Raw genomic sequence first — 13,703 nt, forward strand, 5'->3', positions numbered from 1 at the left:
GATCTGCCCCGAGGGCAGCCAGGTCGTGCGGACGTTCAACTTCCAGAGCTGCTGGGACGGCCAGAACACCGACAGCGCCAACCACCGCACGCACGTGGCCTTCGCCGACGAACGGACCGGCGCCTGCCCGCAGGGCTTCAAGGCCATTCCGCAGCTGGTGCAGCGCATCGTGTACGACGTGCCGCCGGGCCCGGGATTCGCCGTCGACTCGTTCCCCGAGCAGCTGCACAAGCCGATCACCGACCACGGAGACTTCATCAACGTCTTCGACGAGAAGCTGATGAACCGCATGGCCAAGTGCATCAACGGCAACAAGCGCTGCACCTGAGCCGACCCGATCGGCCCAGTGCGCAGGCGTGACCCCCTACTGCTGCGCGGTCAGCTCGTGTGGTGACCGGAGTGGCCCGAATGCCCCGGGCTTCCGTCCTCGTGATCCCCACCACCGCTACTCCCCGAGTGGTGCGAGGACTTCTCCACCGTCCCGCCGAGCCGGCCGCGCAGCCGCATGACCACGTTCTCCTCGCCGACCGCGATCCACTTCTTGCCGATGAGGTACGTGCCGCCGTAATCGGCCGCCTCGTCGAACCATTCGGCCTGGCCACGGGCATTTGTAAAGGTTACTAGGACGTAGCGGCGGGCACCTTTGTCACAGGTGGCCTGCCGCAGTTCGGCCGCGTCCGTCTGGATGTCGGGCTTGCACCGCGCCTTGGCCGCCAGCTGCTCCAGGCTGCCGCTCGCCGTGTCCGGCGGCGCGTCGTCGCCGTCCGAGCCGCACGCCACGAGCATCATCAGCAGGCCCGCACCCATGCCCGACAGCATGCGCCCGCGCATGCCCTTCTTCGCGCCCCCAAGCGTCTTCCGCGCTGCCTTCATCGTCCCTCCAGTCCCGTCAGGCGAGGCGAACTCGCCATCTCCGTATGCACCGTTGAGCGCAGGACGCCGCACGGATACCGTGCGCCGCACCATCAGACCCAGGGGGTACACATGTCCGATCCGTCTCGACGTTCCGTGCTCGGCACCGCCGGGGCCATCGGCCTCGGTGCCGCCGTCGGCGGTGTGACGGTTCCCGCCCACGCCGCCGAGGGGCCCCTCCGGGACCCCGCCCACGCCCTCGATACGGATTCCGCGCGCTCAGCACTCAACAGACTCCTGCCGCATCACGCGGAACAGTTCCGTCTCAGACTCGTCCCCGCGAAGGGCGGCACGGACCGTTTCCGCGTTTCGGGCACGACCGGGCGCATCGACGTGACCGGGACGACGCCCGCCGTGCTGCTCACCGGGGTCCACTGGTATCTGAAGTACGTCTGCGGGGCCCATGTCGCCTGGAACGGCGACCAGCTGGACCTGCCGCGCAGACTGCCCGCCCCCGCGCGCCCCCTGGAGCGGTCCACCGCGCTGCCGCACCGGTTCGCCCTGAACGACACGAACGACGGGTACACCGCGCCGCACGCCGACTGGGCGTACTGGGAACGCATGATCGACGTACTCGCCCTGCACGGCTGCAACGAGGTCCTGGTGATCGCCGGTGCGGAAGCCGTCTACCACCGGGTGCTCCAGGACTTCGGCTACAGCGACGCCGAGGCGCGCGCGTGGCTGCCGGCGCCCTCGCACCAGGCGTGGTGGCTGCTCCAGAACCTCTCGGGGTACGGAGGGCCCCTGTCGCCCGAAGTGATCGCGGACCGGGCCGCGCTGGGGCGCAGAATCGTCGACCGGCTGCGCTCGCTGGGCATGGCGCCGGTGCTCCCCGGCTACTACGGGCACGTCCCGGACGGGTTCGTGGCCCGCAACGGCGGGGACGCGCGGGTGATCCCGCAGGGCACCTGGCACGGCTTCAAGCGGCCCGACTGGCTCGACCCCCGTACCGAATCCTTCGGGAAGGTCGCCGCCTCCTTCTACCGGCACCAGGAGCAGCTCTTCGGGGCCGCCGAGAACTTCAAGATGGACCTCCTGCACGAGGGCGGCACCGCCGGGGACGTCCCGGTGCCCGACGCGGCGCGCGGCGTCGAGATGGCCCTGCGGAAGTCCCGGCCCGGCGCGACCTGGGTGATCCTGGGCTGGGAGGCCAACCCGCTGCCCGAGCTGCTCGACGCGATCGACCGGCGGCGGATGCTGATCGTGGACGGCGTCTCCGACCGCTTCACGAGCGTCACCGACCGCGAGAAGGACTGGGGCGGCACCCCGTACGCGTTCGGCACCATCCCGAACTTCGGGGGCCGTACGACGATCGGCGCCAGGGCCCACATCTGGAACGAGAAGTTCTTCGCCTGGCGGGACAAGAACAACAGCGCGCTCGTGGGCACGGCGTACATGCCGGAGGCCACGGACCGTGACCCGGCCGCCTTCGAGCTCTTCTCCGAGCTGGCCTGGACGAAGGAGAAGCCCGACCTGAAGGCCTGGTTCGACGGCTACGCGGGATTCCGCTACGGCGGCCGTGACACCGACGCCCGCCGCGCCTGGCGCGCACTGCACGACACCGCCTACCGGCACACCGCCGTCGAGCGCAGCGACCCGCACGACTCGCTGTTCGCCGCCCGCCCGGACCTCGCGGCCAACCGCGCCGCCGAGTACGCGCCGCGCGCCCTGACCTACGACCCCGGCCGCTTCGACGCGGCGCTCACCGGCCTCCTCGGGGCGGGCGGAGCGCTGCGGGGCAGCGCCGCCTACCGGTACGACGTGGTGGACGTGGCCCGGCAGGCGCTCGCCCACCGGAGCCGGCAGCTGCTGCCCCAGCTCAGGGCCGCGTACGGGCGAAAGGACGCCGGCACCTTCAAGACGCTGTCCACCCTGTGGCTGAAGCTGATGCACCTCTCGGACGAGTTGACGGCGACCAACTCGGCGTTCCTGCTTGGCCCTTGGGTGGAGTCGGCCCGCAGGATGGGCACGAACGACGCCGAGCGTGCCGAGTTCGAGCGGACCGCCAAGGTCCTGATCACGGTGTGGGGCGGCCGGTCGACCTCCGAGGGCGGCAAGCTGCACGAGTACGGGAACCGCGAGTGGTCGGGTCTGATGGCCGACTTCTACGTCCCGCGCTGGCAGAAGTGGCTGGACGAACTGGCCGACGCGCTCGCGGCGGGGCGCGCACCGCGCGAGGTGGACTGGTTCGCGGTGGAGGAGCCGTGGACCCGCGAGCGCAAGGACTATCCCCTGCGGGGCATCGGCGACGCGTACCGGACCGCCTCACGGGTGCGGGACGTGCTGGCCCGCGCTCCCTACCAGGGCTCCCTCGAAGTCGTCGCCGACCCGCCGTCGCTGCCGCCCGGCGGCCACGCGCGCGTCGAGGCCGTCTTCCGCAACGTCAACGGCCTGCGGGCCACGGGCCGCGTCGACTTCGAACTGACCGGGATCGACGCGGAGCCGTCGGGCCCGGTGTCCCTGCCCCGGGTCGAAGCGGCGGGCACGGGCAAGGTGGCGTGGCGGGCGAACGCACCGGGCACCCCCCTCGAAGATCCGCTGCGGCCGCTCCCGTACGAGATCGAAGTGCGGTACGGCCCCGCGGGCGAGCCGCGGGTGACGGCCGTCCACGAGGGCGAGCTGTTCGAGGCGGGTCCGGTGGGCCCCGGCTGGAAGAAGTACACCAACAACGCGGCGGTGTTTGGGGAGTTGGAGGGCCGCTACGCCATCAACGGCGCGGGCGCGGACCTGTGGAAGGGCACGACGGAGTTCGGCACGCTGTACCGCGACGGCGCGCTGCGCGGCGGCGTGTCGGTGACGGTCCGGGTCGACGCCCAGGCGGTCACCGGGCCGTGGGCCAGGGCGGGCATCATCGCGCGCAACGCCATGGGGACGCCGGGATCACCGGGCATCGTCGACCTCGCGGTCACACCGGCGAACGGAGTGGTCCTGTCGTACGACACGAACGGCGACGGCACGCTGGACACCTACAAGCGCATCACCGGCATCAAGGCACCGGTGCTGCTGCGCCTCGGACGGGAGGGCGACGTCCTGACCGGGTCGTGCTCGACGGACGACGGGGCCAGTTGGCGGACAGTGGCGAGCGTGACCGTGCCGGGGGCCGCGGCGGCGCAGGACGTGGGCCTGTTCATGAGCGCGACCAACGGCGGCGACGGGGCACGCGGAACCGTGGAGTTCAGCGGCTGGAAGATCGACTGAGGCAGCGGGCCCGGACCGCCGGGGAGGGGTGAGGGGTCACCGGGAGGTGACCATCCGAGGATTCGCTCGTTTTGCTGAACGTGTCGTCGAATGTGAAGTCCCCCTCCCCGACCCGGGATCTCTCCGGCGTCGTCGATGTCGAGCAGGCCGAGGCCGCCCTCGTCGAGCACTACCCGCGTCTGGTGCGGCTGGCCTATCTGGTCCTGCCGCCCAGTCTCGGGCGCAACCGCAGAGTCCTGACCGCCCACGCGCTGACCCAGCGTGCGCTGCCGCGCAGCCGCAGGTCGGGCGAGGACGAGGCCATTCCGGTGCAGCGTTCGGAGGAAGGGGGCGGGCGGGGCACCGACCCCGGTTACGCGTATGTGCGGCTGCGTGTCGTGCGTACCGCGCTCGACGCGGGGCTCCCGCTGCGGCGGACCGCCCTGCCCAAGCGGGCGCAGCTGCCGCCGCTGCTGCCGCAGGTCTGGGGGCTCCGGCTCTTCCCGCGGTCGGGCGGCGCCGAGGAACTCGCCCTGGACCAGCGGCTCTCGGCCCTGTCGGGACCCGCCCGCGCCGCGTACGTGCTGCGCGGCCTGGAGCGGCTCGCCGACGACGACGTACGCAAGGTGCTCGACGCCGCCGGAGTCGACCGGCCGGGCGCCGCGCTCGCCGAGGCCGACGGCGTGGACGCGGCGTACGACCTGCTCAGGTCCCCCGAGTTCGACCCCTGCTCGCTCCAGGCTCGGCCCACCGATCTGATGCGCCGCAGGCAGCACATGAAGGCCGCGGCCGTCGCGGTGGCCGCGGCCCTGGTGTGCGGGGCGCTCCTCGGTCTGCCGGGCGACGGCTGGGGTCCCGACGGGGCCGCGGCACCGGCGTACGCGCAGAACCCGGCCGCGCAGGCCGCGCTCGATCCGGGGCAGCTGACGAAGGTGTCGGCCGGCGCATGGAAACGTTCCTCCCGCGCCGACTTCTCCGCATGGCCCGCCAGGGGCGCGCTCACCGGCGACCAGGCCCTGCTGCGGCGCGCCCTGGCCGTCTGGGCGAGGCCCGGCGAATCGGTGCAGGTCTCCGCCACGACCGGCACGGCGGCGGGTGCGCCCGCCGGGCCCGCGCAGCTGCTCTTCGCCGGTGAGGTCGACGCGGCCCGGGTCGTGCTCCTCTACGACGGGCTGCGCATCGTGCGGTACGCCGAGCCCAAGGACGGCACCAGCGGAGCCGCCCTCGACTTCGCGCGTGTGGACGGCGCGACCAGCGCCGAGGCGAGCGCCCTGGTGGTGAGCCGCGTCGACGGCAACGTGCGGTATCTGACGGCGCCCTGGGTGGGCGGTGTCGGCGTACGCGATCTCCTGAAGCCCGCGGCGGGCGCCGATGCCCTCAAGCGGGACGGCGAGGGTGTCACCGAGCCGATGTCCAGTCCGGCGCAGGCCCGCGCGTGCTCCTCGTGGAACGCGCTGCAACTGCGGGACGACAAGGGCGTCAACCGCCTCTCCACCGACCTCGGCGAACTCGTCCCCGCGCATCTCACCGCGGGCCGCCCGCAGGCTCCGCGCGAGGCCACCGCCGCGAACTGGTCCTCGACGGCCTGCTCGCTCGGCGACGCCCGCTCGAAGGGCGTGCGCTCCGTGAACTCCTGGCAGTACGCCCGCCAGGCGCTGCCCGAGGCGAACGGCGCGGCGACCTGGCTGTGCACCCGCGCCGACACCTGGCGGGGCGCGGGTGGCCGGGCCCTCGCGCAGTTCCAGGCGGGGGGCGCGGCGGCCGTCGCGGCCAAGGCGGAGGACTCCGCGGCGTGCGGGGCGCGGGAGCCCTCGGTGCTCGCGGGCGTGCGGTGGAAGTCCCGCGCCGGGAACTGGTACCTGCTCGGAGCCGGCAGCAACGACGTCGTCTCGGTCAAGGCCGCCGGAGGGTCGCAGACCGCCGGCAACACCGTGGCCGCGCCCCTGGAGCGGGGCGCACGCGCCGGGCTCACCGGGCGGCTGGCGAACGGCTCGAAGGTGTCGACGCTGCGGTGAGCCGCTGAGTGGTCAGGCGTCGGACGGGAGCAGCTCCCGCAGATCCTTCTCCAGGAGCGTCACGCCGTACGTGCTCCCGTCCGCCGCCACCTTCCCCGGCAGCTCTCCCACGACCGTGTATCCGGCCGCCTCGTAGTACTCCCGCAGGCGCGGGTTGGTCGACACGCAGTCCAGGCGGCAGCGCTCACGGCCCGCCCGCGCGATGCGCCGTTCGGCGCGCGCCAGCATCGCGCGGCCCGTCCCCGCCGGGGCTCCGCGCCGTGTCATCAGGCGGTGCACATAGCCGGCGACCGGCGGCTGTTCGCCCCAGGCGGGCTCGTCCGCCCACCACACCTCGTAGGCGCCGGTGACCGTCCCGCCGTCGTAGGCGAGCCACACCTCGTCCTCGTCCGAGGTGATCCGCCCGCGGAAGTGCTCCGCGCCCTTCTCGCCCGGCTTCCACTGGTCGATCCCCCGCTCCCGCATCCAGTGCGCGGCGCCGTCGTAGAGGGCGACGAGGGTGGGGATGTCGTTCTCGTCGGCAAGGCGGTGGGTCAACTGCTCTGCTCCTGCGGGGCCAGTGCGATCAGGCGGGTGATCAGTTCCGTGAACGGTCCGTCCGGCGGTTCCGCGGCGAGCATGCGGCGCAGGATCGCCGCCATCTCCTCGTCGTACGCGGCGCTGACCGCGGCGAGCGCCGCGAAGTCGTGGACCAGTTGCCGTTCGAGTTCGGCGCGCGGAATGCGGCGTCCGTCGAGCCAGATGAGTGCCGTGGACTCGGCGAGCGAGATCCAGGAGCGGATCACGAGTTCGAGCCTGGCGGGCGGGTCGGTGATGCCCAGGTGCGAAAGGATCTGGACGTACGCCGCCTGCCGCACCGAATCAATCAGCGCGTTGGTGGTGGACGAGCCGACCGCGGGGCCGCCGCGCATCAGGGCGGAGAAGCCGGGGCCGTGGCCGTCCACGAAGTCCAGGAAGCGGCCCATCACCCGCAGCAGGCGCGCGCCGAGCGGTCCCTCCTGCGGTTCCACGAAGCGGTCGGCCAGATCGTCGGCCGCGCGCTGCAACGCGGCTTCGTACAGGCTGAGTTTGCCGGGGAAGTAGTGGTAGACCAGCGGGCGCGAGATGCCCGCGGCCGCTGCTATCTCGTCGATGGACACGTCGTCGGGCGAGCGGTGGCTGAAGAGATCGAGCGCGACCCCGATCAACTGCTGCCGCCGCTCCTCGACACCCATCCTGCGGCGCACCCCGGTAGTCATGCGAACACCTTACCGAGCAGATCCAGCCGTCCAAGGGGCTGGTCCGCTCCAACCGTTCACATCTTCCGTCCCGTTTCTCACATGTCCAGGACGATCCGGTCACCGCTCGCCCGGGACACGCAGATCAGCATCGAGTCGGCGCGCTCGGCGTCCGTGAGCAGTTCGTCGCGGTGGTCGATCTCCCCTTCCAGGACGCGCTGTTGGCAGGTTCCGCAGAATCCCTGCTCGCAGGAGTACGCGGTATTGGGCAGCTCCGCGCGCACCGCGGAGAGGACCGTGGTGCCCGCGGGCACGGTGAGGGTCCGCTTGCTGCGGCGCAGTTCCACCTCGAAGGCGGCGTTGCCGTCCGCGGACGTGTGCGGCGAGAAGCGCTCCAGGTGCAGTTCGGCGCCCGCGGGCAGCGTCGCCGCCACCGCCTCCATCAGGCCCTCGGGTCCGCAGACGTGGACGGCGGCGGAGGGGGGAAGGTCCGCGAGGAAGGCGGCCAGGTCCGGCCGTCCGCCCTCGTCCTCCGCAGCGACCGTGAGCCGCCCCGCCGTCGTGCCCGCCAGCTTCTCCACGTCCTCCAGGAACGGCATCGAGGCGCGGGAGCGGCCTCCGTACAGCAGCCGCCACTCGCGGCCCGCCGCCTCGACCGCCCGCAGCATGGGCAGGATCGGGGTGATGCCGATGCCGCCCGCCACGAAGACGTACGTCTGCGCGTCGGCCAGCGGGAAGCGGTTGCGCGGGCCGCGCACCTCGACCTCCGTCCCCTCCCGGAGCTGTTCGTGCACCTCGCGCGAGCCGCCCCGGCCGCCCTGCCCGGCGTCGATCAGCCGGGTCGCGACGGTGTACGACGAGGTGTCCTCCGGGTCGCCGCACAGCGAGTACTGCCGGACGAGGCCCGACGGCAGGACCAGGTCCAGGTGGGCGCCCGGTTCCCAGGCGGGCAAGTGGTCGCCTTCCAGACGCAGTTGTACGACACCTTCGGCGACCGTCTCGTGCCGGGTGACGACCAGCCGAAGCGCGCGGGAGCGCGGGCGGCCGGACACCGGCTCCTCCAGGGCGGGCAGCGGCCACAGCGGGGACGCGTCGATACGGCGGCGCATGGCCCGCCTGGCGAGCACGGCGGCGCCCGTGACGAGCAGGACGGTGCGGATGCGGGGCATGTCAGCGCGCTCCCTTCGGCAGCGATTCCGTCGCGGTTTCGGCGGCGGTGGCCGCCGGTGACGAGGCGAGGTAGGCGACGGCCTGTGCGGTGCTGCCCTCCCGGGAGGGGTGGTAGGCGCGGCTCAGATAGCGGGGGATGGAGCGGATCATGTCCGGTGTGGTGGGCAGCGTGCCCTTCTTGCCGCCCTGGTAGAAGTCCTTGAACGACGCCTTGCCGCCGATCAGCGTCGGGTCGTTCTCCATGAAGAAGCGGGCGCCGCGCTGCCAGAGGAAGACCAGGGCGGTGAAGGCCGTGGCCCAGGTGCGGGCGCGGCGGCGGTAGCTGCCGTCGACGTGCATGAAGAGTTCGAAGGCGACGGAGCGGTGCTCGACCTCTTCGGCGCCGTGCCAGCGCAGCAGGTCGAGCATGGTCGGGTCGGCGCCCCTGCGGTCCAGTTCGTCGGCGTTCAGGACCCAGTTGCCGAGGAAGGCGGTGTAGTGCTCGATGGCCGCGATGATGGCGACGCGCTCCATCAGCCACCACTTGCGGGCCTTGCCGGGCGGCAGCGTCCGGTCGCCGAGCAGCTTCTCGAAGAGCCAGTCGACCTGGGCGGTGTAGGGCGTGGGGTCGAGGCCCTGTTCCTTGAGGTGCGGCAGGACCTCGTCGTGGGCCTGTGCGTGCATGGCTTCCTGGCCGATGAAGCCGATCACGTCCTCGCGGAGCCGGTCGTCGCGGATGTACGGCAGGACCTGCTTGTACACATGGACGAACCAGCGCTCGCCCGCCGGGAGCAGCAGGTGCAGCACGTTGATCGTGTGCGTGGCGAAGGGGTCGCCCGGCACCCAGTGCAGCGGGGTGTCTTCCCAGGAGAAGGAGACCTTGCGCGCCTTGAGCGGTATGTGCTCCGACGCGATGGGCCTCGGCTCCCGGCTCTGCGTATTAGACATGGCGTCAATGTACTGACGGGTAGGCCCGTGGGTACAGGTGCGTGCGAGGGTTTCTTTCAGCCCGCCCCGAGGCCCGTGCGGCGCAGCGCGAGCAGTGCGATGTCGTCCTCCCGCGCCTGCCCGAAGCAGGTCAGGAGCGTGTCGCACAGGGCGGCGACGCCTCGTGGCGCCCCCGCGGCGGCGAGCCGCAGTTGCTCCATCGACACCGCCAGATCCGTGCCGCGGGTCTCGATGAGCCCGTCCGTCACCATCAGCAGGCGGTCGGTGCGCGCGAGGACCACCTCGCTGGGCTCCGGCCGGTCGAGGCCGAGCCCCATCAGCGGCCCGCACGCGTCGACGTACGCGGCCGTGCCCTCGTCGCGCACCACGAGCGGCGGGATGTGACCCGCGTTGGCGATCCGGGTGCGTCCGGTGGCCGGATCGACCAGGCTCAGGCACATCGTGGCCGTCACACCGGGGTGGTAGTGCTGGAGCATCCGGTCGAGGCGCAGCGCGAGCACACCGGGATCGGGGTCCTCGACGCAGTACGCGCGCAGGGCGTGCCGGATCTCGACCATCACGGTGGCCGCGTCCAGGGAGTGCCCCACGACATCGCCGATGCCGGTCAGGACGCCGACGGGGGTGGGCAGCGCCGCGTAGAAGTCCCCGCCGATCTCGGCCTGGCTCGACGCCGGCTCATAGCGGACCACGACATGCGTGCCGGGCAGTTCCGGCAACTGCGCGGGCAGGAAGCTGCGTTGCAGGGTCAGCGCGATGTGCCGCTCCTCCTCGTAGCGCAGGAGGGGCTCGGCGGCGAGCGCGGTGGCGTGGGCGAGCCGCTCGACGAGGTGTCCCGTCTCGTCCGAAAGACCCTCCTGTACGGGGGTGGCGAGGCACACCAGCGTGCGCCCGTCGCGCAGCCGGGCCAGCACGAGACCGGCCTCCTCCGGCAGCCCGTCGCACCACGGCCCGGCCGCCCCCACCGGGCGGAAGAAGCCGCCGGGCCACAGCGGGGTCGGCACGACGGTGTAGCGCACGCCCGATCGCCCCGACATGACGCGCCGCATCAGCCGGGCCACCGTCTCGTGCGCCGCGGCGTCCGGCAGCGAGGAGGGGGCTCTGCGCCGGGAGAGCCCCCGGTGGATCTCGCCGTCCCCGCCGAGCACGAACACCGCGGCGGGACCGCCGGTCAGCCGTGCCGTGCCGGTGGCCGCCGCGTCGGCAAGCTCGCCAAGGCAGCGCGCCGACTGCACGTCCAGGATCGTCCCGGCGAGCATCGCGAGGCGCCCGACGCGCAGTTGGGCGTCGCTGCGGCAGCGGCCCCCGCGCGCCGCGGCCCGTACGACCGCCTGGATCTCCTCCGGTTCGGCGGGCACCGTCAGATAGGACTCGCCTCCCGCGTCGAGCCCCCGGCACCGGTCGGCGGGCGGGCGGGCCGCCGCAGAGAAATGCACCACGGGCAGGGCGGCGATGGGCGGCAACTGCTTCATGCGGCGGCACAGCTCGTAGCCGCTCATGTCCGGCAGGCCCACGTCGACGAGCGCCACGTCCGGGAGGTCCCCCGCCCGCATCCGCACGTCGAGTTCGATCAGGGCCTCGGCCGCGCTCGCGGCGAGCAGGACCCGGTGGCCGTCCCTGCGCAGGACAGCGCTCAGCGCGTACCTGCTGGCCGGTACGTCGTCGACCACCAGGACCGTGCTGACCGTATTCACTGCCTTGCCCTTGACGCTCACGCGGGACTGCTCCTCGGCGCGGAACGAGGCAGGCCGACTCGTGCCTGCCTCCTCAAGTTAGCGCTCCGCCGCGCGCCTCGGGGGAAGTCCGCGGCAGCGCGACCCGGACCGGTGGAGGTCGTCGAACTCTGCTCTCGCGTCGCCTCCTTGACGGTAGTATCCGCCGATTCGGCCCGCATGAGCTGCGGCGCGTACCCGGCGCGCCCGCGCGGAACGTCGTGACCTTCGCCTTCCGGGGGCGTTCAACGGAGTGCCGACCATCCCGTACTACTGAGGGACTTCATGACCCAGCACGTCACGGCCGCCCTTCCCGCCGACGACCCGGCCGACGACTCCGCGCGCCGCGAGTGGTGGCGCGACGCCGTCATCTACCAGGTCTATCCGCGCAGCTTCGCCGACGGGAACGGCGACGGCATGGGCGATCTGCCGGGCATCACGGCCCGCCTGCCCCATCTGAAGAGGCTCGGCGTGGACGCCGTCTGGTTCTCCCCCTTCTACGCATCGCCGCAGGCCGACGCCGGGTACGACGTGTCCGACTACCGCGCGGTCGACCCCATGTTCGGCACCCTTCCGGACGCCGCCGAACTCGTACGACAAGCACACGCGCTCGACCTTCGCGTGATCGTCGACGTGGTGCCCAACCACTGCTCGGACCAGCACGAGTGGTTCAGGGAGGCGCTGCGCGAGGGGCCGGGGTCGCCGCTGCGCGAGCGCTTCCACTTCCGCGGCGGGAAGGGCGAGAGCGGTCAGCTGCCGCCCAACGACTGGGAGTCCGTCTTCGGCGGCCCCGCCTGGACCCGGGTCGAGGACGGCGAGTGGTACCTCCACCTCTTCGCGCCCGAGCAGCCCGACTTCAACTGGGACCACCCGGCGGTGCACGAGGAGTTCCACTCCATCCTGCGCTTCTGGCTCGACCTCGGCGTGGACGGCTTCCGCATCGACGTGGCCCACGGCCTGGTCAAGGCGGCCGGGCTGCCCGACATCGGCCACGAGGAGCAGGTGAAGCTGCTCGGCAAGCAGGCCGTCCCCTACTTCGACCAGGACGGCGTGCACGAGATCTACCGCAGCTGGCGGCGGATCCTCCAGGAGTACGCGGGCGAGCGGATCGCCGTCGCCGAGGCGTGGACGCCGACGGTGGAGCGCAGCGCGCGCTACCTGCGCCCCGACGAGCTGCATCAGGCCTTCAACTTCGAGTATCTGACCACTGCTTGGGACGCGGTCGGCCTGCGCGACGTCATCGACCGCTCCCTGACCGCGATGAACGCCGTGGAGGCGCCCGCCACCTGGGTCCTGTCCAACCACGACGTCGTGCGCCACGCCACGCGCTTCTCCGACGGCGACGCCGCGCGCGGTCTGCGCCGGGCGAAGGCCGCCACGCTCCTGATGCTGGCGCTGCCCGGCTCCGCGTACCTCTACCAGGGCGAGGAGCTGGGCCTGCCCGAGGTGACCGAGCTGCCCGACGAGGTGCGCCAGGACCCGGCGTTCTTCCGCAGCACGGGGCAGGACGGGCGGCGCGACGGGTGCCGGGTGCCGATGCCGTGGTCCGGCCAGCGGGCGCCGTTCGGCTTCGGGCCGGTCGAGGGCGGCCCCAGCTGGCTGCCGCAGCCCGCGGGGTGGAAGGGCCTCACGGCCGAGGCGCAGGACGGCGACCCCTCCTCCACCCTGGAGCTCTACCGCGGGGCGCTCGCCATGCGCCGCGCGCACCCGGCGCTCGGCGCGGGCCGTGACGTGGAGTGGCTCGACTCCCCCGAGGGCGTGCTGGTCTTCCGCCGCACCTCGCCGCTGGGCACGTTCGTCTGCACGGTGAACCTCTCCGCCGTGCCCGTCACGGTCTCCACCCCCGGCACCGTCCTCCTGTCCAGCGCGGACGTGACGCCCCGCGCCGCGGGGACAAGGCTCCCGGCGGATTCAACGGTCTGGTGGGCAGCCTGAGATGTGACCGGTACAGTCCAATCCTGTGACCGCGCGACTGGCCGACATCGCAGCGCAGGCGGGGGTCAGCGAGGCGACGGTCAGCCGGGTGCTCAACGGCAAACCCGGCGTCGCCGGGGCCACCCGTCAGTCCGTGCTTGCCGCACTCGACGTGCTCGGCTACGAACGCCCGGTGCGTCTGCGCCGGCGCAGCGCGGGCCTGATCGGGCTGATCACACCGGAGCTGGAGAACCCGATATTTCCCGCGCTCGCCCAGGTCATCGGGCAGGCCCTGACCCGGCAGGGGTATACGCCGGTCCTCGCCACGCAGACGCCGGGCGGCTCCACCGAGGACGAGCTGACGGAGATGCTGGTGGACCGCGGTGTCAGCGGCATCATCTTCGTCTCGGGCCTGCACGCGGACACCTCCGCGGACACGCAGCGCTATGACCGGCTGCGCGCGCAGGGAGTGCCCTTCGTGCTCGTCGACGGCTTCTCCCCCAAGGTGCAGGCGCCCTTCATCTCGCCGGACGACCGCGCCGCGATGCGCCTCGCGGTGACCCACCTCGTCTCCCTGGGGCATACACGGATCGGCCTCGCCCTGGGTCCCAAGCGGTTCGTGCCCGTACAGCGGAAGATCGAGGGATTCGTACGCACGGTGC

The 13,703-nt window shown here is 72.5% G+C and carries 11 protein-coding genes; 5 read left to right on the plus strand and 6 right to left on the minus strand.

All coding sequences use genetic code 11. The features are described 5' to 3' along the window. A partial coding sequence (locus ACQKIP_RS23915; protein WP_427744013.1) for a DUF1996 domain-containing protein occupies positions 1–328 on the plus strand: 328 nt, incomplete at its 5' end. Positions 329–378: 50 nt separating this feature from the next. Here the strand turns inward: ACQKIP_RS23915 and ACQKIP_RS23920 are convergent. Next, entirely contained in the window at positions 379–873 is a 495-nt protein-coding gene (locus ACQKIP_RS23920; RefSeq protein ID WP_427744015.1) for a hypothetical protein, read from the minus strand. Positions 874–984: 111 nt separating this feature from the next. Between ACQKIP_RS23920 and ACQKIP_RS23925 the strand changes: the two genes are divergently transcribed. Next, positions 985–4,110 carry an alpha-N-acetylglucosaminidase gene (locus ACQKIP_RS23925; RefSeq protein WP_365852576.1) on the plus strand — a complete coding sequence of 1,042 codons (3,126 nt, stop codon included), beginning with the start codon at positions 985–987 and terminating at the stop codon, positions 4,108–4,110. Between the two features lie 74 nt (positions 4,111–4,184). Beyond that, positions 4,185–6,104 (plus strand): hypothetical protein, encoded by a 1,920-nt coding sequence (locus tag ACQKIP_RS23930; protein ID WP_427744020.1) that lies wholly within the window; start codon positions 4,185–4,187, stop codon positions 6,102–6,104. Between the two features lie 12 nt (positions 6,105–6,116). Here ACQKIP_RS23930 and ACQKIP_RS23935 read toward each other — a convergent pair whose 3' ends face one another. From ACQKIP_RS23935 to ACQKIP_RS23955, 5 genes are all read right to left on the minus strand, one after another. Continuing rightward, positions 6,117–6,641, minus strand: coding sequence for a GNAT family N-acetyltransferase (locus ACQKIP_RS23935; RefSeq protein ID WP_365852572.1), 525 nt, complete (start codon positions 6,639–6,641; stop codon positions 6,117–6,119). Continuing rightward, the gene (locus tag ACQKIP_RS23940; RefSeq protein WP_365852570.1) at positions 6,638–7,342 is read right to left on the minus strand and encodes a TetR/AcrR family transcriptional regulator; all 705 of its coding nucleotides are present in this window, start codon (positions 7,340–7,342) and stop codon (positions 6,638–6,640) included. The genes ACQKIP_RS23935 and ACQKIP_RS23940 overlap by 4 nt, the downstream gene beginning before the upstream one ends. Positions 7,343–7,419: 77 nt before the next feature. Continuing rightward, complete coding sequence (locus ACQKIP_RS23945; protein WP_365852568.1) at positions 7,420–8,490, minus strand: PDR/VanB family oxidoreductase; 1,071 nt, start codon at positions 8,488–8,490, stop codon at positions 7,420–7,422. Position 8,491: 1 nt separating this feature from the next. Further along, a complete protein-coding gene (locus ACQKIP_RS23950; RefSeq protein WP_365852566.1) occupies positions 8,492–9,418 on the minus strand; it encodes a metal-dependent hydrolase in 927 nt (308 codons plus the stop codon). Positions 9,419–9,474: 56 nt separating this feature from the next. Then, on the minus strand, positions 9,475–11,130 hold the full coding sequence (locus ACQKIP_RS23955) for a fused response regulator/phosphatase (protein WP_365852564.1): 1,656 nt from the start codon (positions 11,128–11,130) through the stop codon (positions 9,475–9,477). Positions 11,131–11,412: 282 nt separating this feature from the next. Between ACQKIP_RS23955 and ACQKIP_RS23960 the strand changes: the two genes are divergently transcribed. Together ACQKIP_RS23960 and ACQKIP_RS23965 are read left to right on the plus strand one after the other, a co-directional pair. Further along, positions 11,413–13,062: a glycoside hydrolase family 13 protein gene (locus ACQKIP_RS23960; protein ID WP_365852562.1), complete on the plus strand. Its 1,650-nt coding sequence runs from the start codon at positions 11,413–11,415 to the stop codon at positions 13,060–13,062. A 25-nt stretch (positions 13,063–13,087) separates the two neighbouring features. Next, positions 13,088–13,703: LacI family DNA-binding transcriptional regulator (locus tag ACQKIP_RS23965; protein ID WP_427744018.1), on the plus strand; the 616-nt coding region annotated here is incomplete at its 3' end.

The organism is Streptomyces sp. NPDC059900 (assembly GCF_050270335.1).
GTDB lineage: Bacteria > Actinomycetota > Actinomycetes > Streptomycetales > Streptomycetaceae > Streptomyces.